16 protein-coding genes are annotated in these 24693 nt (G+C 75.2%); 2 read left to right on the top strand and 14 right to left on the bottom strand.

Annotated features, from left to right (window positions below; genetic code table 11):
• Positions 1-202: 202 nt before the first annotated feature.
• From ACIA8O_RS04855 to ACIA8O_RS04830, 6 genes are all read right to left on the bottom strand, one after another.
• The gene (locus tag ACIA8O_RS04855; RefSeq protein WP_396292122.1) at positions 203-4333 is read right to left on the bottom strand and encodes a trypsin-like peptidase domain-containing protein; all 4131 of its coding nucleotides are present in this window, start codon (positions 4331-4333) and stop codon (positions 203-205) included.
• Between the two features lie 92 nt (positions 4334-4425).
• Positions 4426-4782 carry a CU044_2847 family protein gene (locus ACIA8O_RS04850; protein WP_396292089.1) on the bottom strand — a complete coding sequence of 119 codons (357 nt, stop codon included), beginning with the start codon at positions 4780-4782 and terminating at the stop codon, positions 4426-4428.
• 155 nt (positions 4783-4937) lie between these two features.
• The gene (locus ACIA8O_RS04845; protein WP_396292088.1) at positions 4938-5063 is read right to left on the bottom strand and encodes a hypothetical protein; all 126 of its coding nucleotides are present in this window, start codon (positions 5061-5063) and stop codon (positions 4938-4940) included.
• Between the two features lie 402 nt (positions 5064-5465).
• The gene (locus ACIA8O_RS04840) at positions 5466-5996 is read right to left on the bottom strand and encodes a hypothetical protein (protein ID WP_396292087.1); all 531 of its coding nucleotides are present in this window, start codon (positions 5994-5996) and stop codon (positions 5466-5468) included.
• Positions 5997-6043: 47 nt separating this feature from the next.
• Entirely contained in the window at positions 6044-8440 is a 2397-nt protein-coding gene (locus ACIA8O_RS04835; protein WP_396292086.1) for an FtsX-like permease family protein, read from the bottom strand.
• Position 8441: 1 nt separating this feature from the next.
• Positions 8442-9257, bottom strand: coding sequence for an ABC transporter ATP-binding protein (locus ACIA8O_RS04830; protein ID WP_396292085.1), 816 nt, complete (start codon positions 9255-9257; stop codon positions 8442-8444).
• A gap of 109 nt (positions 9258-9366) precedes the next feature.
• Between ACIA8O_RS04830 and ACIA8O_RS04825 the strand changes: the two genes are divergently transcribed.
• A complete protein-coding gene (locus ACIA8O_RS04825) occupies positions 9367-10608 on the top strand; it encodes a sensor histidine kinase (protein WP_396292084.1) in 1242 nt (413 codons plus the stop codon).
• 11 nt (positions 10609-10619) lie between these two features.
• Entirely contained in the window at positions 10620-11252 is a 633-nt protein-coding gene (locus ACIA8O_RS04820; RefSeq protein ID WP_396292121.1) for a response regulator, read from the top strand.
• A gap of 31 nt (positions 11253-11283) precedes the next feature.
• Here the strand turns inward: ACIA8O_RS04820 and ACIA8O_RS04815 are convergent, their stop codons facing one another.
• The 8 genes from ACIA8O_RS04815 to ACIA8O_RS04780 all read right to left on the bottom strand — a co-directional run bounded on the left by ACIA8O_RS04815 (position 11284) and on the right by ACIA8O_RS04780 (position 24655).
• On the bottom strand, positions 11284-12231 hold the full coding sequence (locus ACIA8O_RS04815) for an ABC transporter ATP-binding protein (RefSeq protein ID WP_396292083.1): 948 nt from the start codon (positions 12229-12231) through the stop codon (positions 11284-11286).
• Entirely contained in the window at positions 12228-15206 is a 2979-nt protein-coding gene (locus ACIA8O_RS04810) for a hypothetical protein (RefSeq protein WP_396292082.1), read from the bottom strand. Before ACIA8O_RS04810 ends, ACIA8O_RS04815 begins: the two co-directional genes overlap by 4 nt.
• 151 nt (positions 15207-15357) lie before the next feature.
• Positions 15358-18714, bottom strand: coding sequence for an FtsX-like permease family protein (locus ACIA8O_RS04805; RefSeq protein ID WP_396292081.1), 3357 nt, complete (start codon positions 18712-18714; stop codon positions 15358-15360).
• Positions 18715-19434: 720 nt separating this feature from the next.
• Positions 19435-20100, bottom strand: coding sequence for an HAD family hydrolase (locus ACIA8O_RS04800; protein WP_396292080.1), 666 nt, complete (start codon positions 20098-20100; stop codon positions 19435-19437).
• Positions 20101-20136: 36 nt separating this feature from the next.
• Positions 20137-21549: a hypothetical protein gene (locus ACIA8O_RS04795; protein WP_396292079.1), complete on the bottom strand. Its 1413-nt coding sequence runs from the start codon at positions 21547-21549 to the stop codon at positions 20137-20139.
• Between the two features lie 38 nt (positions 21550-21587).
• Positions 21588-22082 (bottom strand): hypothetical protein, encoded by a 495-nt coding sequence (locus ACIA8O_RS04790; RefSeq protein WP_396292078.1) that lies wholly within the window; start codon positions 22080-22082, stop codon positions 21588-21590.
• Between the two features lie 195 nt (positions 22083-22277).
• On the bottom strand, positions 22278-23651 hold the full coding sequence (locus ACIA8O_RS04785; protein WP_396292077.1) for a hypothetical protein: 1374 nt from the start codon (positions 23649-23651) through the stop codon (positions 22278-22280).
• Entirely contained in the window at positions 23648-24655 is a 1008-nt protein-coding gene (locus ACIA8O_RS04780) for a RimK family alpha-L-glutamate ligase (protein ID WP_396292076.1), read from the bottom strand. Before ACIA8O_RS04780 ends, ACIA8O_RS04785 begins: the two co-directional genes overlap by 4 nt.
• Positions 24656-24693 lie beyond the last annotated feature (38 nt).

Here is a 24693-nt window from a genome sequence, read left to right as displayed (position 1 = left end):
TTGCTGCCGCAGGTGAGCCGGTCAAGGGCGACCCGCTGTACCCAGTTGGCTCGCTCCCTGGCTGGTGACAACAGCGGCGCCCGATGAGCTGGCGCACAGTGCGGAGGCTCACCCGTGCCGGACGGCTGCCGGTCATCTGACCGGCAGCCCCGCTCTGCAGGCGGGTCGTCAGACGGTGGCGGCGATCCGTTCCCGTACCGGCTCAAGGGGGCGGGCAGAGCGGGTGGGTCGGCACTTGTACAGGCAGGCTCCTTCGTTCGTCCTCGGTGAAGGACCGGTAGCCGATGATCCGGCACAGTCTTCTGCGCCAGTCGGCCGGATCGAGGACGAGGGTCGTACCGTTCCGCTTCTCGTCGGAGTAGAGAACAGCCTTGCCGCCCCTGGCCACACTGTGGAAGGAGAAGGGGTTCTGCCGTTGGCTGTCCGCTCGGCGTCCGAAGTCGTACGAGTCCACGTACGCCTGCTTACCGGGCCGATAGATACGGACCGCGTTGTTGGCTGCGATCATGAAGCGACCGTCGCCGTCGAGGAACCGGGCGTCCCACTCCTGCTGATCTACTCCGGTCACTCCCGGCAGCGGCCCAACCTCGCGACGCAGGGGCTCACGGCGCCACATTTCCACCCTCGCACCTTGGAGCATCAGCCCGAAGTACTTTCCCTCGGAGTCGAACCCGACGCCGGTGATGTCGTTGTGGCCGGTGTCGAGTGAGGCGGTGATGCGGCCCGTGCTCAGCTCGATGACGTTGAGGACGGGGCTGCCCTCGCTCCACGCGACCACCATGCCCTCCTGCGGATAATCGCTGACGTTGGGATAGGGGTCGCGGAGGACGGTCGCGATGTCGAGGCGGGTCCGCAAAAGGCCGGTGCGGGTGTCCCATCGTTCGACCGTGGTGCCCGAGACCGTAAGAAGGTCACCGGGCCGGCCAAAGTCGAAGAGGTACCTGAGCTCGCCGGGCTTGCCGTGGACCGTCGGTGGAGGCGTGGCAGTGATCCGGACAGAGGGGCGCAGCGTGCCGGTCTCGCGGATCATCACGGTGTTGGCCCCGTCCCGTAGGGCAACGAGGGTGTTGTCGACGTTCAGTCGGAGCAGGTCCTCCCGGTCGACCCAGGTAGTCGGGACCGCGGGAGTCTCCGCCAGTACCTGGGAGTCCTCCCCCGCGGTGCGGAGCTGGTACCGGCCGTCGGCCAGTTTGAGCACCTCACTGCCGCCCTCCCCTATGAGTTCGACGTGAGTTGCCGTGATGAGGCTCTCTTCACTCGGAACCTGGACGTAGACGATGGCGCTGTCCCGCAGTTCGGCCAGGTACAGCCTGTCGCCGCGTACGGCCATGTCGCGGGCGAATCCCACTGCGGGCGCCGATGCCGTCAACCGGGCCACCATCTGCCCCTGATCAAGATCGACCACGCTCAGGCGATCCGCTGCACCCGTGACCACCCTGCGTCCGGTGACGTCCGCCGCCCTCGGGTCGATCGCGATGCCGTCACTGCGGAACGGCTGTCCCACCGGCGCGCCGTCCGAGGTGCGGTGCCGCGTCAGGACAGCTCGGGACCGGGCCACTCCGTCGCTCTCGGCCTTCTCTTCGTATTGGACGACGACCGTGTCGCGATCACCGGAAAGCAGCAGACTCTGGGTACGGTCCGCGAGAACGGTCCGGACCGAACGGCTGGTGGTGTCGATGGCGATCAGGCCCGCCACCAAGACTTCCTCCTCCGACCCCGTCTCGGCCAGCAGGGTCTGCCCGTCGGGGGTCAGCCACACATGGCGCCGCAGGTACTGGCGGACCTTCAGGTCACCCGCCACGATCCCGGCGGTGAGGTCCCACCAGACCAGTCGGTGGTCCCAGCCAACGGCGATGAACCGGCCGTCGGCCGACATCGCGGCCCGGTCCCAAGGGCTGAACGGGAAGCTCTCGACCAGCGAGGTCGCCGGCAGGAGGTGAAGCGGCCCCACCGGGTCGGCCGCGCCGGGGTCGATGTCGAACCACCCCGCTGCACCGTTGGAGTTGACGAATCCCGCCCGTCGGCCGTCGGGGGTGACCAGCGGCTGGATCACGTAGGCGGCGTCGAGCGGGATGCTGCGGACTGTACCGGTCAGAGCGTGCAGGAACAGGGTCGCCCGGCCGAGATCGGTCCGGACCAGTACGACGTCGCCGTCGCGGCTGGTGGCGAACGCCCCGACCTTTCCCAGCAGGCCGGAGAGAATCCGGTCGTCCTGACGGTGCGTCACGTACTCGCGCAGGAGCTGGTTGCGCGCCTCCTGGGTCGGCGCGGCGTCGTAGCCGGCCATGGCCAGCATGGCCGCGCGCGCCGGGTCGTGTGAGGCCTCGTCTTGCGACGCCTGGGCGAGCGCGCGCGAATCTGCGTCCGCCCGGCGCTCGGCGGCCTCCCGGCTGGTGACCGCGACCAGGGTTCCCATCACCATCGCGAGCGCGGCCAGCGAGCCCAGCAGCGCGCGAACCACCCTCCGTCGACGGGTGCGTGCGCGGTGGTGGCGGTGCCCGGCCGCCAGGTACACGATCTCATCGCCCGTCAGTTCCGCCCGCCGCTCGGACAGCCACGGCTGGGCCGCGGCAAGCGCGGGGAGGGTCGGTAACAGGTCGGCGGCGCGTCCGCCGGCCTCCCAGCGCTCCAGGTCGTGACGCAGCGATTCCCGCCACTCCAGGAAGGTCCGGTCCTCGCGGGCCTGCTCGCGGAGCAGTTCCCAACCGCTGATCAGAGTCTCGTGCGCGAGTTCGACGACCTGCTGGCCCTCCGCGCTGTGGCTGAGCACCAGGAGGCGGCCGACGGCCAGGTGCTGGGCGACGCGCCACTCGTCCTCCCCGAGCTCCGCCCGGGGCACTGTGCGCCGGGTGGCGGCCTGGGTGCCCAGCGGGAGCCGAACCAGGCGGGTGAGCAGGCGCTTGGCCACGGTGTCGTCATCCGCCTTGACCCGCAGACGCCACTGCTGGTTGGCGTAGCTGTTCAGTGCGCCTTCGATCCGCCCGATCTCCTCGTAGGTCTGGTGGCTGAGCAGGCTGCCCCGGCGCTGCCGCCACAGCAGGTCAAGGGCAAAGCTCAACAGCGGCAGCGCGCCGGGGTCGCTGCCGGTGTCGGTGAGGATGCGCTCGACCAGGTGCGGCTCGTAGCGGACCCCAGGAGTGGTCCGCAGCGGCGCCCCGACGATCTCTCGCAGCTGACTCTCGGTCATCGGCCCGAGGGCGTAGAGCTGCCGGCTGCACAGCGGCCCGAGACGCGGATGGGCAAGGACTTCCTCCAGGAAGTCCGCCCGCAAGGTCACCAGCACCCCCACGGCTGGCGGCAGGCTCTCGGCGAAGAGCACTTCGGCCAGGTCGTCCACAACCTGTGTCGAGCGAGCCAGGAGCTCCTCGAACTGGTCGACCACCACCACAAGACGGTGCCCGGCGTGGGCCTCGAGCACCTGGGCCGTGTGGTCACCGAGCCCCCGGCGCCGCAGGTGGTCCGCCACGTCGGGGGTCCGTGCCGCGATGTCAGGCCTGGACAGGCCCGGATCCAGGATCCGCAGGAGCGCTGCGGCCAGGGCGGACAGCGGGTCGGCGCCGGAGGACGGGCGCACGACCAGCGGCACGACCCCCAGCGACCGCAGCCGCGGCACCACTCCGGCCATCGCCAACGACGACTTGCCCGCCCCGGACGGGCCGACCAGTGTCGTCCACCGCTCCCGCAGGGCCAGGGCGGTCAGCTCCACAGTCTCGGTCTGCCGTCCGTGGAAGAGTCCCGCGTCGGCCTCGCCGAGAGGTGCCAGCCCGCGGAAGGGAGACTTCGGCAGCGCGTGGTCGGCCAACTCCGGCCACGCTGCCAGCAGCCCCTCGGTCGGGATCAGGTAGCTCGACGGAGGACTGGCCGCTTCGGCCGCCACCATCATGCCCACCACACCGGCGAGTTCGTTGTCCCAGACCGGTCCGCCGCTGAAGCCGGGGGACACCCGGTAGCCGTTGGCCTCCATGTCGACCTGCAGCAGCCCCTCGGTCTGTGAGGCCCGCAGGATGCCGGAGTGCCAGACCCCGCCGTCGCGGCCGACCGGTACTCCGAACGCCCGGGCGCTGTGGCCCCAGACGTCCCCAGCCTGGACCAGCCCTACGGCCCTGGCCCCGGCCACCGGGGCACCCAGGCGCAACACCGCCACGTCGCCGGTCCCGTCCCGCTCCCTCGGGACCCACCGTTCGATCGTGGTACGCACTCGCGGCCGACCTGCCGCTCCGTGGAGCGGCAGGTCGACCTCCGGTCCGTCACCGGGCTCCGGCCATGCACCGTGCTCCAGTCCGAGTGCGGCCACCACGACGTGGGCACAGGTCAACGCCAAGTCCGGGCTCACCAGGAAGGCCAACCCCACAGGTATGCCGCGATGGTCGTGGACCCGCAGCAGTGCGGAGTTCAGGGCTTCGGGGCCGGAGGGCCCCGGGACGCTCACGAGGTCGGGCCGGCACTGGGCACCGGCACGCGGTTCCAGGTCAGCGACACCTTGAACTTCGCCTCTGTGGCCGTACTGGAGATCACCACATCGGCCTGCGTCGGCAACGACAGGCCGGACTCGAGGGCGGCCTCATCCGGAGCGTGCGCCCGACCTCGGAACCCATCGACAAAGTCCTGCGGAGCCGGCCGGACCCCCACCAGCATCTCGCCCGGCGACCGGGGCACCCTCGCGACCACCTGCCCTGGCCGGGCCACCTCCACCAGGCCCTCCCCAGCCTTCTCGATCATTGCCCGAACCGCCTCTGCCGTCTCGTCGACGGAGTCCAGCGGCAGCTCGACGAAGTAGGACACGGTTCCCCCCGTGATAATTCAACTACCCACCTGCGAGGCTCACTTGTGCACACAGTCTTACCAGGCGACTGACATCGAAACGCGGCAGCCACCGCACCACTTCCGGGGCCGAGCTGGTGCACCGGGCTTCCGGCGGAGTGTCAGGAACTGGGCTGTTACCGCTGGGACAGGGTGAGCGCTCCTGCACGGTCGGACTGCGGAGCCCGAAGGTCCCGCACGGCGTAGAGCACGTCTGCGGCGTCGACCAGGTCCTGAGGCGGTGCGTCGCCGTCGTTGATCATCGCCTGATCCTACGAAGCGACAGTGGCTCTGACCAGCGAGCTTCCTCTGGTCGGGCCGTGGGGCCGAGTGCCTGGGACCCCGAGCGACGGCTGGGAGTCAGCTCGACTTCCGCCCTACCGGACCCAACAGCCCGCACACGTATTCCCGCATCCGCTTCCGCGGCTCCACCCGCGTGAAGCGAGCCCCGATCCGCAAGAAGAGTTCGGTCAGTTCCCGGTCCCACACATCCGCCAGATCGTCATTCACACCGAGGAGCTGTCCGCGGCGCTGCCACTACATGCGCCGCGGCCACCCGTTCGCGCGACGTCCCCGCGAACACCCCTCCACCCCCGGCGCAGCCCGGCTACACTCGCCGCCACCAGGCCGCTGACCAGGGAAAACGAAGGACTCTCACTGGAGTACTAGACCCGGGCGGACGGGCAGTGGTCGAGGAGGTCGGTGAAGGCCTCGGGGAGGGCGTCGCCCGGGAAGGTGCGGAGGAGGGTGGCCAGGTCGGCGGAGGCGGTGGCGTAGTGCTCGGCGTCGTGGGAGAGGTCGTCCCAGTCCTCCCAGCGGTGGGCGCGCAGGAGGTAGTGGCCGCAGCGGTTGCAGCGCATCCAGGGGACCAGCACCAGCCCGGGCAGGTCGGGGCCGCCGGGGAGGAGTTCGTCGGCCTCGCCGTCGAGGAGGCGGACGGGGGCCGACGTGCCGTCACCGAGGCAGCGCAGCAGGCCCGGTGCGAGGACCTCGCGCTCGCCCCACTGCTCCGTGAACACTGCGATCAGGGCCCGGTCCGCGCCGCCGAGGGGTACCTGGAAGGCGAGCAGGCCCTCCACCAGCAGCCGGAGTCCGGCCTCCTGCTCGCCGGTCTCCCAGCAGTCCTTGACCTCCGCCGCGGCCGCCTCCGGCAGGAGGTCGGCGATCCGGTACCACTGGGTCCTGTCCACGTTCATGATCTGGACTCTAACCCGCGGCCGGCCGCGCCCCTCCCGACGGTCCGTCAGTCCCGGCGGTGCGGGGAGGGGCGGGCGGCGGAGACGGCGGCCAGGACCGCCGAGCCGACGCAGGCGGCGAGCACGGTGAGGATCGGCCCGGCCGGGAGGAGCAGGTGGACGGGGCGGCCGAGGTCGGCCGACAGGCCGGAGCGGACGCCGAGCAGGGCGCCGAGGGCGACGGTGAGGCCGAGGGTGGCGCCGGTGCCCGCCACGAGCGCGGCCTCCGCCGCGACCACGCGGCGCACCTGACCCGCCGTCGCGCCGGTGAGCCGCAGGACGGTGAAGTCCCGGCGGCGTCCGGAGACCGCCAGCACCAGGGTGTTCACGATGGCCAGGCCGGTGTAGGCCACGGACACCGCGATCAGGATCAGTACGAAGATCCGGACCAGTTCGTCGTCGCGCGCGGAGGCGTCGGAGCGGTAGTCGGCGCCGGACACCGCCGTCGCGCCCAGCCCGGCCAGCACGCCCCGCAGGGAGTCGGGCGGTACGCCGTCGACGTACGCCAACTCCGTGAGGGCGTCCGGGTCGTGGGCCCGGAGGGTGGCCCGTGGGATGACGAGGCCGGGGGTGTCGGGGGCCTCCACCACGGCGACCACGCGCTGCGGGACGACCTGCCCGTCGGCGAAGGTGACGGCCACGGTGTCGCCGATCCCCGGTGCCGCGCCGTCGGGAGTGCCGGGCCCGGCCGCGACCGCCGTGCCGGGCGGGCCGAAGTCGGCGAGCGAGCCGGCCAGCACCCGGGGGCGGAAGGCCGCCGGGGAGACCGCGTTGACCCATCCAGCCGCGCCGTCCAGCCGGGCGCCGACGGTGGTGGAGGCCGTGGTCGAGTCCGGTGGGAGGGCGTCGAGGACCGCGTCGGAGAGGCCCGGGGTGCCGGCCGGCCGGACCACCGTGGAGTGCTGGACGGCGGCCGTGCCGCGGCTGCGGTAGGCCTCGGCCATGGTGGCGCTCTGACCGAGGACCAGGACCGCGAACCCGACCGTGACGATCACCGGGGCGGCGGTCGAGGCGGTCCGCCGGGCGGCACCGAGCGCGCCCTCCCGGACCAGCAGTCCGGTCGCTCCCCCGCGCCGGCCGAACGGCCGGGTGACCAGCCGGACCACCGGCGGCACCACGGCCGGGGCGAGCACGGTCGCCGCGGTGAGCAGCGCCATCGCGGCCAGCAGCGAGGTGGTGACCAGGCCCTGGCCCTCCGCACCGACCAGCGCGGCCACGAGCCCGAGCCCGGCCGCCGCGAACACACCGCCGGCGATCCGCCGCCCGCGCCCCATCGGCCGCCGGTCGTCGGCCGCCTCGCGCAGCGCCTCCAGCGGGGCCGCCGTCCCGGCCCGCCGCGCCGCGGCCCAGGCACCGGCGGCCGCCACCGGCAGGCCCGCTGCCCAGGCCGCCAGCGGGGGCCAGGCGGTGATCACGGTGGTGAAGCCCGGGGGTTCGAAGCCCGCCGAGACCAGCAGCCGCCCGAACGACGGGGCGACCGCCGTGCCCGCCAGTGCGCCCACCGCCCCGGCGACCGCCGCCACGCCCAGGGCCTCGCCGAGGACGGCGCGGCGGACCTGACGGGGCGTCGCCCCGACCGCCCGCAGCAGGCCGAACTCACGGCGCCGCAGCCCGGCCGAGAACGCGAAGGTGGAGGCGGTCACGAAGACCGAGGAGAAGGCCGCCAGCGTGACGGTCGCCGAGAGCACCTGGGCGCCGATCTCGCGGACGGCGGTCCGGCCCGGCTCCTCCAGCGCGGTCCGCCGCTCACCGCTGAGGACCTCCCCCGCCTCGCCCACCACTGCGGTGACCGCGGCTGCTGTCTCCGGACCACCCTGGACCCCCAACAGCCGGACGCCGCCCGCGAGGCGCTCCGCCTCCGCGTCGGCCACGTACAGGCCGGTGCCGTCCACGGTGCCGGTGACGGTCCACCGGACCGGTCCGGCCGCCGTCAGCACGGTGACGGTCGCCCCGGGGGCGAGGCCGGGCGGGTCGCCGGGCGAGCTGCCGAGGGAGTTGCCGAGCACCACCTCACCCGGGGAGGACGGAGCCCGGCCGGTCCGTAGGGGGAAGGGGGCGAGGGCCGCCGCCGACCAGGCGTTGCCCTGCCGGGAACCGCGTTCGCCAGGCCCCACGGGCCGTCCGTCCAGCAGGAGTTGGGCGTAGAAGGGGTGGTCCGGGAGCACGGCGGTCACCCCGGGCAGGGCGGCGATCCGCCCGGTCAGGTCCCGGACGGTCTCGGGCGACCAGGGCACCTCGCCGCTGCGCACGTACACCGGCGCCCCGGCCAGGCGGTCGGGGACCCGGGGGCGGGCGGAGAGCTGGACCAGCAGGGCGGCGGTGATCAGGGCGACGCCGAGGGAGAGGGCGAGGAAGGTGGCGGCGAAGGCGGACCGGCGGTGGCGCAGCGCGGAGAGTGACAGCACGTCAGCCCTCCGTCCGGGTGGTCCGGGTGGTCCGGGTGGTCCGGACGGCGATGGCGGAGGCGTCGAGGCCGTGCGCCACGTCGGCCACCCGGCCGTCGGCGAGGAAGACCACCCGGTCGGCGACGGCGGCGGCGACCGGGTCGTGGGTCACCATCACCACCGTCCGGCCGTGCCGGTCGACGGCGCCGCGCAGCAGGGCCAGCACCTCCCGGGAGGAGGCGGTGTCCAGGGCGCCGGTCGGTTCGTCGGCGAAGAGCACCTCGGGGCCGGTGACCAACGCCCGGGCGATGGCGACGCGTTGCTGCTGGCCGCCGGAGAGCTCGGCGGGCCGGTGCCCGGCCCGGTCGGCCAGGCCGACCTCGGCGAGCGCGGCGCGCACCGCCGCACGGTCGGGCCGTCGGCCGGCGAGGCGGAGCGGGAGGGCGACGTTCTGCTCGGCGGTCAGCGAGGAAACCAGGTTGAAGGACTGGAAGACGAAGCCGATCCGCTCGCGGCGCAGCAGGGTCAGCTCGTGCTCGCCGAGCGGGCCGAGGTCGGTACCGGCGACCAGTACCGTGCCGCCGGTGGGGCGCTCCAGGCCGGCCGCGCAGTGCAGCAGGGTCGACTTGCCCGAGCCGGAGGGGCCCATCACCGCCGTGAAGCTCCCGGCGGTGAACCCGAGGGTGACGCCGTCCAGGGCGGTCACCGCGCCCTCGCCCGTTCCGTGCACCCGGCGCACGTCCCGCAGGGTCACCGCCTCCGCCGGAACCGGGGCGCCGCCGGCCCGGGCGGCGCCGGCCGGTACGGTCCCGACTCGTTCTGTTCGATGGATCGTCATGGGCCCAGCCAAGCGGCCCGACCGGCGCGGATCACGGGCCCGGGCTGGAGTCCCGGGGGTAGAGCCAGCACTACTGCCGGCGCCGGAGCGGCTCGCTAGAGTCGCCCGGGTGACCGTACGGACCGCCTGGCAGGCCATCACCCGCAACCCGGTGCACTTCCTGGCCTCCTCCTGGCCCTGGCGGTCGCTCGGCTACCTGGTCTCCGGGGTGCTCACCGGCGCCGCGACCGGGGCGGTGCTGCTCGGCCTGCTGGTGGGCGGCGCGCTGCTGACGCTCTTCCTGGTCGGGTTCGCGCTGCTGTTCGCGGCGGGCCTGTCGGGGGTGGTGGTGGCCCGGCTGGAGCGGTGGCGGCTGCGGCTGGTGGACCTCGACCCGGCGCCCGACCCGCACCGCGCGCCGGAGCTGCCGGGCGTGCGGGCCTGGCTGGCCGTCCGGCTGCGCGAGCAGCAGACCTGGCGCGAACTCGGGTACGTGGCGGTGTCGGTGCTGGCCCTGTGGTGGCTGGACCTCGGGGTGCTGGTGGCCTCGTTCGCGCTGCCGGTGATGGCGGTGACCGAGATCGTCGTCGACCCGTTCCTCCCCTGGTACGGCCTCGCCCTGCTGCTGCTCGCCACCCCGGTGCTGCTGCTGGTGGCGGCCTTCCCGGTGACCGTCTGGGCCGGCGCGCGGGCGGCCTTCGCCCGCTCGGTTCTCTCACCCAGGGAGGTCGAACTCGGGGCACGGATCGGCGAGTTGGCCCGCTCGCGGGCCCGGCTGGTGGACGCCTTCGAGGTGGAGCGGCGGCGGATCGAGCGCGATCTGCACGACGGGGCCCAGCAGCGGCTGGTGGCGCTCACCATCGCCCTCGGGATGGCCCGGCTGGACCTGGAGGAGGGCTCGCCCGCCGCGCTCCGGGTGGCCGAGGCGCACGACCAGGCCCGCCTCGCGCTGGCCGAGCTGCGCGAGCTGATCCGCGGCGTGCACCCGCAGGTGCTGACCGACCGGGGTCTGGCCGCCGCGACCACCGAGGTGGCCGGCCGCTCGCCGGTGCCGGTCGCGGTGGACGTCGCGCTGCCCGGCCGGATGCCGCCGGCGGTCGAGGCGGCCGCGTACTTCGTGGTGGCCGAGGCGCTGGCGAACGTGGCCAAGCACAGCGGGGCTTCCCGGGCCGAGGTCCGGGGCCGGCTGCTCGGCGAGGTGCTGGTGGTGGAGGTCCACGACGACGGCACCGGCGGGGCCGACCCGGCCGCCGGCACCGGACTGGCGGGGCTGGCCGACCGGGCGGCCGCGGCGGACGGCACACTGTCGGTGTCGAGCCCGATCGGCGGGCCGACCGTGATCACCGTGGAGATACCGTGTCCGAGCGCGTAGGCGTCCGTGTCGTGCTGGCCGAGGACTCCGCGCTGCTGCGCGGCGGTCTGGTCGGCATGCTGGAACGCTTCGGGCACACCGTGGTGGCGGCCGTCGGTGACGCCCCGTCACTGCTCGCGGCCGTGGCCGAGCACGCCCCGGACGTCGTGGTGACCGACGTCCGGATGCCGCCCGGCTTCACCGACGAGGGGCTGCGCGCGGCCGTCGCCCTGCGGAGCCGGCGGCCCTCGCCGGCCGTCCTGGTGCTGAGCCAGTACGTCGGCCAGACCTTCGCCGCCGAGCTGCTCGACTCCGGGCGGGGTGCCGGGGTCGGCTACCTGCTCAAGGACCGGGTCGGCGAGGTGGAGGAGTTCGTCGACGCGGTCGAACGGGTCGCGGCCGGGGGGACCGTGATCGACCCCGAGGTGGTGCGCCAGCTCCTCGGCCATCAGCGGGCCCCGCTCCAGCGCCTGACGGCCCGTGAGCGGGAGGTGCTGGCGCTGATGGCCGAGGGCCGCTCCAACGCGGCCATCGCCGCCCGCCTGGTGGTCGGCGAGGCGGCGGTGGCCAAGCACATCGGCAACATCCTGGCCAAGCTCGACCTGCCCCCGGCCGACACCGACCACCGCCGGGTGCTGGCCGTCCTGGCGTACCTGCGCGGCTGACGGCCGGTCAGGGCGGGGCGGGGAGCGGAGGTCAGGCCGGGCGGTCCCGGTCGGGCCAGACGGTGATGCGGTCCTCCTCCAGGACCAGCCGCACCCGGTGGGCCAGGCCCAACGATTCGGTGAACTCGCGCGGGAGTTGGAGACGGCCGACCCGGTCCAGGACGGCGTACTCCTGGCCCGCGAGCGGAGCGCCGGCCTCCTCCGCGTGCCGGAGCACCTCGGTGGAGATCCGTCCGTCGCGGATCCGGACCGTACGGCGGACCTGGTCGGCGACCAGGGCGTCGTGGGTGACGATCAGGACGGTGGTGCCGAGTTCGGTGTTGGCGGCGCGCAGGGCGCCGAAGACCTCCTCGGAGGTGGAGCTGTCCAGCTCGCCGGTGGGCTCGTCGGCGAGCAGCAGCCGCGGGCGGTTGGCCAGGGCGACGGCGATCGCCACCCGCTGCTGCTCGCCGCCGGACATCGCGCCCGGGGTGCGCCCGGCCAACCGCTCGATGCCCATCAGGTCGAGCAACTCCATGGTGCGGGAGGCCCGTTGACGGCGCGGCAGGCCCGCGTAGGCCATCGGGAGCTGGACGTTCTCCCGGGCCGTCAGGTACGGCAGCAGGTTGCTCGCGGTCTGCTGGCGCACCACCCCGACGGTGCGGCGCCGGTACGCCGTCCGGGCCCGGCGCCCGAGCCCGGAGAGGTCGGTGTCCGCGACCCGGACGGTGCCCGCGCTCGGGGTGTCCCGGCCGGCCAGGATGCCCAGCAGGGTGGACTTGCCGGAGCCCGACGCCCCGACCAGGGCGAGGAGTTCGCCCTCCTCGACGGTGAGGTCCAGGCCCTGGAGGGCCTGCACCTCGGTGCCGCGGCGGCCGGCCGCGCCGGTGCGGAAGATCCGCACCAGACTCTCGCAGGCCACCATGGGGGCGGCGGGTGGCCGGGAGCCGCCGCCGTCGGCCGCGGTGCGCACGGGCGGTTCGGTCGAGCGGACGGTCACAGTGCCTCCCCCAGTCGCAGCACGGCCCCGAGGCCGCGTCGGCGGCTGACCGCCGCCTCCAGTGCGGCGGCCCCGAGGAGCAGCGCCGCCAGTGCGGCGCCGAGCGCCGCGGTGGTGGTCCAGTCGACCCGGACGGCCGGTTCGAAGGGTCCGCCGGTCAGTGACCGCAGCTCCAGGCCGGGGCCGAGGGCGGCGGGGAGCAGCGCTCCGAGCGCGGTGCCGCCGATCGCCGAGGCGGCGAACAGCGGGAGCAGCTGCAGCAGTTGGAGTGCCGTCACGCTCGCGCCGCCGAGCCCCAGGGTGCGCAGGTAGGAGGTGGTGCGGGCGCGCTCGGCGGAGCCGAGCACCAGCTCCAGGGCGACCGCGCCGAGGGCGAGCAGCAGGGCGGTCCCGGTGGTGAGCCGGAAGGCGAGCCGGAGCGAGCGGGCCAGACCGTCGTCCCGCAGGACGGCGAACTCCTCTGCCCGGTCCCGCAGTTCGACCGCCGGGCCGACCATCCCGGCCGGCGACAACGCCGCACCGGCCGCCGTCCGGACGGCGTCCCGGTCCACCGGCGGGCCGCCGGCCGCCGGGTGGAGCAGCAGGGCGGACGGGTGGCCGCCGGTGGCGGGCAGCTGCCGCTGCGCCTGCGGATCGGTGAGGACCAGCAGGGCGGCGGGCGGCTGCCCGCTGCCGAGCACCGGCCCGAGGACCGGGTCGCGCAGCGCCTCGGCGGGCAGCGGACCGGCCACCCGTACCCGGAAGTTGGTGGTGCCGAAGGCGGCCACCTCCAGGACGGTGTCGGGGAAGGCCCGGGCCAGCGCGGGGTCGGCCAGGGCCGTCAGCACCCGCTCTCCGGTACCGGCTCCGCCGCTGGCCGGGGCACCGCTGGCCGGGGCACCGCCGGCTGGGTCACCGACGACGGCGGCAGCACCGGCCGGGGCGCCGACGGCGGGCGCGCCGCCGTCTTCGGCCGGGCCGGCCTCCCGGGCCGCCAGCAGAGCGGCGGCCAGCGGCGAGGAGGGGACGGCGGCGCGCAGGGCTTCGGCGTCCAGGGCGACCAGTTCGGCGGCCGGGACGGTGGTGCCGCTCTCCTGGGCGGTGAGCTCACCGCTGGCTCCGGTGACCAGTACCTGGTGGCCCACGGTCGGGACGCGTGACAGGTCGTCGGGCAGTCGGCCGCGCGGCCCGACCAGGGCGGTGGGCGCCCCGCCGGTGCGCCAGTCGGCGGTCTGGGCGCGGCTGTCCTCCAGGGTGCGCGCGACCATGCCGCCGAAGACCCCGCTGCCCATCGCCAGGACCAGCACCAGCAGGGCGAGCGCGGCCGCCCCGCTCTGCGCCCCGGCCCGGGCCAGCGCCACCAGGGGCACCAGGCCGGAGGAGCGGCGGGCCCAGCGGGTGCCGCGCAGCAGCAGCGGAGGCAGCGCCCGGACCAGCGCCACCACCAGGACCAGCGCCAACAGGACCGGCACCAGGGCCAGTTGGAGGTCGATGCCGTCGCCACTGAAGGCGCCCCGGCTGCGCAGCGCGGCCAGCCCTCCCCCGGCCGCGAGCAGCACCAGCGCCTCCAGGACGATCCGGCGCGAGCGCGGCAGGGCGGCGCCGTGCCCGAACGTGGCGAGCAGGACGGCGGCCGGTGCGCACCAGACCAGCAGCGCGGCCACCACCACCGGCACCGCCGATCCGAGCTCCGCGCCCGGCGGGGCCAGGACGCGTCCGAGCACCAGGCCCGCGGCCACGCCGAGGCCGACCGGCAGCGCGGACTCCGCGAGCAGGCGGCCGGCGATGCCCGACAGCCGGGCACCGCGCGAGAGTTGGAGCGCGAACGCGCCGGCCCTGCGCCGGGTGCCGAGCCGTGCGGCGGCCACGGCGGTGGCCACCACCACGGTGAGCGTGCCGACCAGGGCGAAGCCCTGGAGCTGCTCGGTACGGCCGCGCTGGGCGGCGAAGGCCTCCAGCTCGGGGGCCAGGCGGTCGATCAGCTCGGGCCGGTGGATCCGGTGGTCCTCCGCCTCGCAGTACCCGGCGGTCGCCGCGGCGCAGAGCCGTTCGGTCTCCACCGCGTGCAGTGCGGCAAGCGCTTTCCGCTGTCCGGCGACCGCGGCCGGGGTGGCGGCCCGGCCGGAGCGGTCGACGGTCACCGTCAGGTCCCAGGCCAGGTCGAGCGGGACCTTGCCCCGGGCCTCGGCCTGCTCGATGCCGCCGGAGCTGGTGAGCAGCTGGCCGTTGAGCTGGCGGCCGACCCGGGAGGTCACGGTCGCCGGTGAGACCAGGAGCGGGTACTGCTGCCAGAGCCGGGCGGCGCCCCGGTCGGTGCGGAAGACCCCGACCAGGACCACCGGTGTGCTCCACCCCTCGCCCTTGAGCTCGAAGCGCTGACCGACCGTCAGGCCCAGGCCCGCCAGGCCGCTCTCGGAGAGGGCGACCTCGATCGGCGCCGGGTCGGCCGGCCTCGCCTCCGGCGCCCCCGCCCCCACCCCCACCAGCGGATCGGCCAACGGATCGGCCGGCGGCTGCGCCGGGGCCCGGCCCCGGACGTACTCCACCGGACCGTCGGGGCCGGGCTGGGCGTAGGCCAGGCCGAGCAGGGGCGGCAGGCCGTTGAAGGTCGGCACGCCGGGCCCCTCCGCGGTGGCGGTCGGCGTGGCCGCCCGGCCGGGCGCGGAGCGCAGCAGCCCTGCGAGCGACGGCTCCGCGGCGCGCCGTACCCCGTCGCCGAGCTCGGTCAGGGCCTTGTCGAGGCTGCCCCGGCCCACCTCCGCGGGGAGCAGGGTGGTGTAGGAGGCCCTGGGCTCGGTGGTGCTGCGGAGGGTGAGCAGCGGTTCGTCCCGCTGGGCGCGGTCCAACCGCCCCGCGAGCGTGTCGGCCGCCAGCCGGTCGGACTGCGGCGGCCAGCTCAGCGGCAGGGCGGTGAGCAGCACGGCCAGCAGCGCCAGGACGACGGCGACCGGCCAGCCGATCCGTGCCTCCCGCAGGATCAGACGCAGCGTCAGCATGCGGAGCCCCTCCCCTCGTCCTCCCGAACCGCACCCACGACCGCCCCGTCCCACACCCGGGCCCCGTCCCCGGAACGGCCCGACCCCACGGCCACCGATCCGTGCGCACGGGCCACGTCGGCCGATCCCCGCACCCGCGTCACCGCCCGGCTCATCCGTCCTCCCCCGCCCGCAGCACCCGCACCAGGTCCACCTTCGCCAGCAGCCGGGTGAGTACCAGCACCGCGAGCGTCAGCAGCACCCCGCTCCCCAGCGCCGTCAGCACGGCGGCGGGACGGCCCGGTGCGGCCAGCAGTGCCGGGAACAGCGGCCCGGCGTCGTCGTCCAGCACCACCCACGGCAGCAGCCCGGTCAGCACCAGCCCGAGCAGCCCGCCGAGCAGGACGGGCAGCGCGGTCACCGCCACCTGTTCGGCGCGCAGCAGGGAGACCAGTTCGCCGCGGCGCACCCCGAGGGCGCGCAGCACCGCGAACTCCCGCCGCCGGGCCCGGGCGGCCCCCACCGTGTGCAGGGTCAGCGCCGTCACGGCGAACAGCGGGGAGGTGGCCAGCACCAGCAGCCAGGCGCTGCGCGGGCCGGCCCGGAGCGCGTCGTCCCGCAGCTCGTCGGCGACCGCCCGTACGCTCTCCGCCCGGCCGAGTTCGCCCCGGGCCTCGGCGGCGGCCAGGGTGGCCGCCGGGTCCGAGCTGCGCAGCCACCAGCGGCTGTCGGTGGGCGGGGCCAGGCCGGCCACGGCGCGGGCGGCGGCGAGCGAGCGCAGGTCGAGGAGCAGGTGGCCCCGGGTCCGTTCGTCGCCGGGCAGGGCCTCCACGGCCGCGGTGATCCGTACCTGCCGGGTGGTCGGCGAGCCGTGCTCCCAGCCCAGTTGGACGGTGTCGCCGACCGCCGCGCCGAGTGCCTCCAGCAGCGCCCGGTCGGCGACCGCGGGCAGGGCGGGGAGGACGGGCCGGGCGGTTCCGGTGCCGGGGAGCACCACGAAGACCGCGTCCCGGGCGGTCTGGTCGGTCCGCCCCGAGGGGTCGTGGGAGCGCAGTACCGTGCGCAGCAGTTCGCCGTCGCCGCCCTGCCAGCTGCAGGCGGTGGCCCAGGCGTCCTCGGGGAAGCCCACCGAGTACTTGCTCGTGCCGCCCTCGGACTCCGGGGTGGGGCAGCCGACCGCGGCGGGGGTGCCGAAGGCCGTGCCGGAGCGGAACCAGCCGGAGCCCGCGGGGAGCGCGAGGTCGGCCCTGCCTCCGGGGCCGGTGGCCTCGGCCCGCGGCACCCGCACGTCCAGGGTGGTGCGCGCCTCCAGCTCGGCCGGGAAGCGGACGCCCAGGCGGCTGACGCTCAGCGGGTGGGCCCGGCGCTCGCCGTCGGCCAGCGGCAGGGTCAGGGTGTGCGGGCTGCCGTCGGCGGGCAGCGGGGCGGTCAGACGCTCCGTCAGACCGTTGGCGTCCTGGACCCAGAGGTGCAGCTCGGCTCCCGCGAGCGGCCGGTTCGGGGTGGCCCGCACGGTCACCTCCAGCGCGGTGGGGCGGCCCGGGACGGGCAGGCCGTCCACCGACCCGGGCGTCCCGGCCGCGGCCGGGACCAGCGGGGCCAGCAGGTCGGCGGCCGGACGGTCCGCCTGGTCGGCGCGGAGCAACGGCAGTCCGTGGGCCGCCGCCGCGGCGGTGTCCACGGCGACGGTCTGCACGACCGTGCCGCCCACCTGGGCGGGCCGCTCGGCGACGGGGGTCAGCCCGGTGACGCCCGGGAGTGCGGCCAGCGCGGCCTGACGCTGCGCCACCGGGCCGGACACGCCGGTCAGCCGCAGGTCGGCGCCGACCGCGAAGGCGGCCCGGTCCCGGTCCCCGGCCGGCAGCGCGCCCAGCACGCCGGCGGCCAGGCTGCCGCAGGCCACCGCGAGCACCGTGGCCAGCACCGGCACCGCCTGCCGCCCGCTCTCCCGGCTCAACTGCCAGGCGCCGAGCGGCAGGACCAGGCCACGGCTGCGGCGGGCCGCCCGCTCCAGCAGCCGGCCGACCGCCGGGAACAGCCGCAGCATCAGCACCGCGCCGGCCACCGCCAGGACCGTCGGGGCGAGCACCAGCACCGGGTCCACCGCGGCGTCGAAGCCGTCGGCCGGCCGCCGTGCCACCAGGCCCCGGTAGTGGCGCAGTTGGAGGAGGCCGAGCACCGCGACCACCAGCAGCGCCAGGTCCGCCCCGGCCCGTTGGAGGCCCAGCCGGCGCGATCCGTCCCGGCGCGGGGCCCACCGCCGGGCCGGGCCCGCCAGCTGCCCGGCCGACGGCAGCAGCAGGGCGGCGCCGTGCACCAGCAGCGCGAACCCGGCCGCCCACCAGGCCGTCCGGGCGCCGCTCACCGCCAGGGCCGACAGCTCGGCGCCGTGGGCGCCGGAGGCGCGCAGCACGGCGGAGAGCAGCGGGCCGGCCAGCAGCAGTCCGGCGGCCGCCGCCGGTACGGCGGCCAGGGCCCACTCGCCGGCCGAGGTCAGCAGCAGCCGGGCCGCCCCGGCGCCCCGGGAGTGCCGCAGGGCCCGCTCGGCGGAGAGCGAGTCGGCCAGCCGACGGGCCGTCAGGACCAGGACCAGGGCCGCCAGGGCGGCCAGCAGGGCGAGCGGCACGGCGGCCTCGGCCCTGGACTTCAGGGCCGGGACGGCCTGGCGGTCCACGGCGGCGGGGAACTCGCTGCGCACCCGGGTCTCGGCCAGCGCCGGGGTGGCGCCCCGGTAGACCGAGCGTGCGGTGGTCGACCCGGCGAAGGCGGCCACCCGGTCGCGCAGGCCGACCAGTTCGGGCAGGCCGAGGCCGCCGAGCTCCGGCCGGGCCAGCCAGACGGCCAGGGTGCGGTCGGCGAAGGCCGGCAGGGTGGTGAGCTGGGCGGGGTCGGCGAGCAGGAGTTCGGGGGCCTCGCGGTCGGCGCCCCCGAGGTGGGACCAGAGCGCGGTGGCCGCCGGGTCGGGGCGGTAGACGCCGGTCACGGTGAGCAGGAGCGGGCCGCCGGTGACCGGGTCGCGGACGGTCGCGGTGCCGCCGGCGTCCAGGCCGAGCCGGTCGGCCGCGCTCTCGGGGAGCGCCACCCGCAGCCCGGCGCCGCCGGCCCCTGCGGGCCAGCCGCCGCTGCGCAGGCGGGCGTGGCGGCCGGGGTCGGGAAGGGCGACCGGGAGGGCGGCGAGGGTGGTCTCGGTGGTCAGCCGCCGTCCGGCGGGCGGGAGTTCGAGGTCCAGGGCGCTGACCGAACGGACCGCGGTCTCGGTGCGGAACGGCGTGCCGCCCATCACCCGGGCCAGCGCGGCGCGTACGGCCCGGTCGGCGGCGGGCAGGCCCTGGGCGTTCCAGCGCGCGTCCACCTCCACCGCGCCGGCCGCGTCGCGGGCGAGCCGTTCGCGGACCCCGACCGTGGCCGCCGCGCCGGCCAGTCCGGTCACCGAGGCCAGTACGGCCACCGTCACCAGGACGCTCACGGCCGCCGAGGCCGTCACCAGACCGTGCTGCCCGACCCGGCGCCCGACCCCCGTCAGTGCCATCCCACTCCCATCGCCACCCTCCGCGGCGGAGGGGCGCGTGCCGGGTCTCCCCCGTCACGGAGCTGACGTTCTATCACAGCGGCCGCCGGGTGGTCTGTACCAATCCGACCCTTGGTCGGGGCCCGCCGCCACTCCTGCCCGACCGGTCATCCCGACCCCGTCCGTACGGGCAGCGCGAGCGCAACGGCCTATTGCATTAGCGACCACTCGTTGCAACGATAATGCGGCAACTAGCTGCAAAGACAGCGGAATCGTCGAGGTTTCGTGTTGCCTGAACAGGAAAGGCAACGTAGCGTTTCCCCTGCAAGAAACACCAACGAGGGGGCAGGGCATGAAGGCGTTCACGCGCTACGTACTGTGCGGCGGCACGACGGGGGTCCTCTCCGGCCTCGCCGTGGCCGCCCTCGCCGGCCTCCTGCCCTGGGCCCTCGCCAACGCCCTGGTGACCGTGGTCTCCACCGTCCTGGCCACCGAGCTCCACGCCCGCTTCACCTTCGGCACGGGCACCCGCGCGACGGCACGTCAGCACGCCCAGGCCGCCGCCTCCGCCGTCGGCGCCTACCTCGCCACCTGCGGCGCGATGCTCCTGCTCCACCGGGCGGTGGACTCCCCCGGCCGCCTCACCGAGCAGGCCGTCTACCTCTCCGCCGCCTCGCTGGCCGGCCTGGCCCGGTTCGCCGTGCTGCGCACCCTGGTCTTCCTGCGCGAGCCGACCCCCCGTCAGTTCCCGTCCGCCGTGAGGATCACCCGCACCGCCTCCGGCACCGAGGCGACGGTGACGTCGGGGGCGACGCCCGCGGGTGCCTCCTCCTGCACCCGGCGCCCGGGCAGCCAGGCGGTCCTGAGCCCCACGCCCTGCCCGCCCGCGATGTCGGCCGACAGGCGGTCGCCGACCATCCAGCCGCCGTGGTCGAGCACGGCCCCGCAGCGTTCGGCGGCCAGCCGGAAGATCCCGGGCTCGGGCTTGCGCACCCCGGCCTCCTCCGAGACGCACCAGGCGTCGACCAGCTCCGCGAGCCCGGTCCGCCTGATCTTGGCCAGCTGAACGTCCTCCCCGCCGTTGGTGACGATCGCGGTCCGCCAGCCGGCCTCCCGGAGTTTGGCCAGCGCCGCCAGGGCGGCGGGCGGACACCCGATCAACTCGGGCATCCGCGCCCGGTAGCGGCCCCAGAGCTCCTCCACCGACGGACCGAGGCCGAACCGCTCCCGCGCGTTGACGAAGAAGCCGCCCATCGGGCCGCTGTGCCGGGCGTCCTCCCCCATCAGCCAGTCGAGCGCGCCCTCGCCCAGGCGCCAGGAGTCCGCGAACTCCCGCGCCCAGGCGGCGAACGCGGCGTCCCGGTCGAGCAGGGTTCCGTCGAGGTCGAAGAGTGCCAGTCGCTGCATCCGGCCACCGTAGCCACCGGGCCGGGGCCGTGCCGCTCAATTACCGGCGGGCCGCCAGACCCGGAGGTGGTCGGCGTTCAGGACGATGGGAGCGGGCCCCTCCGGGGCCGGGTGCCAGCTTCCGGCGTCGATCGAGAGGTTGAGGATCAGGTAGGCGGACCAGTCCTCGGGGACGCCGGTGTGGTCGGAGAAGACCTGGCGGCCGTTGACGTACCAGTCGTTGTTCGTGGTGCCGTAGTGGACGCCGATGGTGATCCAGGCGCCCGGGTACACCGTCCCGGGGTCGGTGTAGTAGGTGGAGGCCGGGCGGATGCGGTTGCTCAGCTCCAGCAGGTTGGGGTTGTCCGGGTGGTACTCGAAGGAGTCGATCTCGCTGCCGCCGTCCTTCCAGGTCCACAAGGCCGGCCAGGCGCCCTCGCCGGACGGCAGCTGGAGCCGGACCTCGGCGTAGTCACCGGGGCGGACCTGGAAGCCCTGCTGGGTGGACTCGGTGGTCAGCAGGCCGGTGTTCCAGGCGAGTTCGCCGTTCTCCAGCCGCTGGGTGCCGGGGCTGCCGGTGAAGGAGGAGTCGCCTCCGGCGGTGGCCACGGCGCCCGGGTCGATCCAGTCCAGCTTGTCGTCGTCCGGGTTGTGGGTGCCGTAGCGGTAGGCGCTGGTGGTGGCGTTGTTCCAGGTGGTGCCGGTGTCCAGCGGCCCGTTGAAGGTCTGGTCGAAGACCAGCCGCCCGCCCACCGGCGGCACCGGCGGGGTCGGCAGTCGGCGGACCGTCAGCGCCTGGCTCGGCAGGTCGTGGTACTCGGTGCCGATCCGGTACCAGCCGAACTCGGTGTACGTCCCGGCCGGGAAGGAGCGCTCGCCGGTGGTGAGCGTGTACCCCTGCGGGCAGACGGTGACGGCGCTCGCCGTGCCCGGGAAGTCCAGGTTGGCGTCGTCCTGGTCCCGCACGCCGACGCCGAGTTCGTCGACGGTGGTGCAGGCGTCCGCGGTGACGGTGAGGCCCGCGGACACCGGCCGGCCGTCCCAGGCCTGCTCGGGAACGAGGGCGCGCTGCCGCAGCTGCGGGGTGGCCACCACCAACGGGCGGCTGTCCAGGTCGAAGTAGCGCGAGCCGATCCGGTAGAAGCCGAACTGCCGGTACGTCCCGGCGTCGAAGGAGCGCGTACCGGTGGTGAGGGTGTAGCCGTCCGGGCAGATCCGGATCCGGCCGGTGGAGCCGGGGTAGTCGAGGTTGCGGTCCGCCGAGTCCCGTACCCCGACGCCGAGTTCGTCCACCGTCAGGCAGCTCGCGGAGCGGACGGTCAGGGTGGCGGCCACCGGTGCGCCCGGGACGGCTTGCTGCGGGGTGAGGCCCTGCTGCCGCACCGGCGGCGCGGCGGCCGCCCCGGGGGCCGGGAGCAGTGGCAGCAGCAGGATCAGGGCGGCCACGGCGGCGCGGCGGGGCAGGGACAACGGGGCTCCGTTCGAGGGGTGTCGGGGAAGGGCGGGGCTCAGCCCACGTCGATCGAGAACGCGCGGCTGTGGGTGCGGCCGGGCCGGTCGGGGTCGTCCACCGTCACCAGGCCGCCCTCCAGGCGCTCGCCGTCACGGACGTCCTCGGCCAGCCGGACGGGGATCAGCACCGTCGCGGTCCGCAGCAGCGGCAGGCCCTTGCGGAAGGTACAGCTCAGCTCCGCCTGCTCCAGGCGGCAGGTGCGGGGGAAGTGCGCGCCGGAGGCGAGCGCCCGGAGCGGCACCCGCACGGTGGCGGTGAAGTCCGAACCGACCGCTCCGGGGCCGTGATTGGCGATCAACGCCCGCACCGTGGTGACGCCGTGGGCCCGCACCGGGTCCACCGAGACGTGCACCACCCGCAGGCCCTCGGGTGCCCCCTCCGCCTGCGCCCGTGCCCGCTCCTGCGGCGCCCCGGCCTCCGCCACCGCCGTCCCGGCGGCCGCCGTGCACACCACGACCGCCACCGCGGCCCGCCACCACCACGCCCGCATCCACCGCTCCCTGCCCACCGGACATCCCGTGCCGAGGACGCCCTCGAGAACGTCCGTCCACAGAGTGATCCGGCCCGGGTGCCCCGCCCCGGCACCACACCGCGCCGCACGCGGGCGGCACCCGGACGGCGTAGGCCCGGGGCCCCGGCCACCAGCCGGCCGGGGCCCCGGAGCGGGGGGAGGGCCGACGCGGCGTCAGCCCAGGGGCGTGGTGCGGCGCAGCGTGAGGGCCCCGGCGGCCTCGGCTCCGCTGGAGGCGTTGACGGTGGAGTCGGGCCTCGGCGGGGCGTGACGGACGAAGATGCCGGCCGGGCGGCCGCCGAACAGCAGCGGGGCGAGCACCAGTTCCCGCTCCGCGGTGGCGGTGCCGGGCAGGGTGAGCCGGGCCGGGGGCACCCGGCGCTGCAGGACGTGGCACTCGCCGGGGGCGTCCAGACGGCGGTGGAGCTCCTCGGCCCAGGCCGCGTCCGAGTGGACCAGGCCGAAGGCGATGTCCTTGCCGCCGTAGGCGGCGGCGGGCTTGCAGACCAGCCGGGCCCGCTCGTCCATCGCCCACTCCAGGGTGGAGGCGTCCAGCACCCTGGTCTCCGGGACGTGGGCGCGGACCAACTCCCGTTCCTCCGCGGTGAGCAGGCCGGTGAAGCGGTGGTCGAAGAGCAGCGCCAGGTTGGCCTTGTTGTCGTGGAGCGCGGCGGCGGGAGAGCCGATGAAGTCGACCTTCCCGGCCGCGTCCAGCTCCATCAGCCGCCGGGTGAGCGCGGGCGGCACGAAGCGCCGGGTCTCGTCCCAGGTGTAGCCGGTGAAGACCGCGTGCACCCGCTCGCCGCCGAACCCCACGCCCTCGTCGGAGAGTTCGAGGTCGTGGACCAGGCCGGAGCTGATCCGGTACCCGGCCGAGCGGATCATGTCGGCGAAGAACCGGCGCCCGCCGGCCGGGTCCGCCGGATCGGCCGCCGCCTCGAAGACGTGCAGCGGGCCGTCGTCGGTGGTGCGCAGCAGCGAGCCGAAGACCTCCAGCCAGATCCGCGAGGTGTCGGCGCCGTGCAGCCGCAGGCCCTGCGCCGCCAGGTGGCGGGCGAAGCCGGAGTCGGCGGCGGCCGCCGCGTACGGGGCGCAGGTGCTGAGGCCGCCGAGCGAGACCGCCACGTTGAGCTCGACCAGCTCGAGGCCGTTCTCGGTGACCACCAGGTCGGGCCGCATGAAGGCGGTGGCCACCTTGGCCAGGTGCGGGTGGTCCAGTGCCTCGTCGATCAACTCGGCGTCCGCGTAAGGAAGTCGGAGGTGGGCGAGCCAGGCGGAGCGGTCACCGCCGAAGGCCCGGTCGGGGAAGCCGGTGATCAGCTCGGCCAGTCGCAGCGCGAGGGTCTCGGCCGCCGCCACGGCCTCGCCGGTGAGGACCTGCGGCGGGTAGGTGTGCACCCAGCCGGGCCGGTGCAGCCGCTCGGCGAAGACGGCGCCGTCGGCCTCGGCGGCGCCGGTGGCCGCGTACTGCTTCCAGCCGGCCACCGCCCTCGGGTCCAGCCCGTCCCAGGCCGCCAGTGGCGCCGACCCGGGCCAGATGGCGGTCACTTGAGCTTCCCGGATCCGCGCAGGACGGCCAGCAGGGTGTTGACCGCCTCGGAGGACCGGTCCTCGCCGGTGGCCCGCTTGTGGTAGCTGAGGCCGCCGGGGTTCACCATGTTGACCTCGATGACGTACGGGTAGGCGAGGTCGATGCCGGAGTAGTAGATGCCGAGGTCCATCATCCGGCGGCCCAGGCGGCGGACGAACGCCTCTTCCTCCTCGGTGAGTTCGAGGGGGGAGAACCGTGCGCCGAGGGTGGCGTTGGAGCGGTGGTCGTGCTCGGGGTGGTGGCGGTTGAAGCCGGCGACGGGCCGGTCGCCGATGATGAGGACGCGCTTCTCGTTCTCCCGGACGTTCGGGATGTACTCCTGGACGGCGGTGTGGCGCTTGGCCATGCCGATGATGTCGCGGCCGTAACGCCCGTACCGGGAGGCCGCGTTGCCGGTGGCGGAGGAGAGCAGGGCGGAGCGGTTGCGGTCGGCGCGGCTGACCACGTAGACGTCGGCGCCGCAGCTGTCGTTGGTGGGCTTGACCACCCAGGAGCGGTCGCCATCGGAGTCGACCAGGCCGTTGAGGAAGTCGAAGTCGTTGGTGACGTAGCTGACCGGGAGGTGCTCGGGCGGCACGATCGCGCCCAGGTTGATCTTGCTGTTGAGGTAGAACAGCGCGGTGGCGTCGTTGACGAACGGCACCCGCTGGTTGAGCAGCCAGAGCAGGCGGAAGGAGTCGTCGCCGGACTCGGGGTGGGTGCCGGTGAGCACCCAGACCAGGTCGAACTCCTCGGCGGAGGCGTAGGCCCCGGTCAGGGTGGGGAACTCGCCGCCGGCCGCGAACTCCTCGGTGAGCCGCACCCGGTCCACCACGACCACGTTCTCGTGCACGTTCAGGCTGTCGATGTCGCCGACGTGCACCTCGTGGCCCTCGCGGTGCAGCGCGCTGGGGATGATCGAGTGGTTGTTGAGCTCGACGGTGGACGCCTCGGACACCAGGATCAGGATCTTGTAGGACACGGGGCACGGGCCTCTCTGTGCGCGGGGCGGAGGGCTGG

It is taken from the genome of Kitasatospora sp. NPDC051853 (assembly GCF_044452665.1).
GTDB lineage: Bacteria > Actinomycetota > Actinomycetes > Streptomycetales > Streptomycetaceae > Kitasatospora.
The sequence above is the reverse complement of the archived record's forward strand: the minus strand, read 5'-3'. Positions and strand labels throughout refer to the sequence as shown.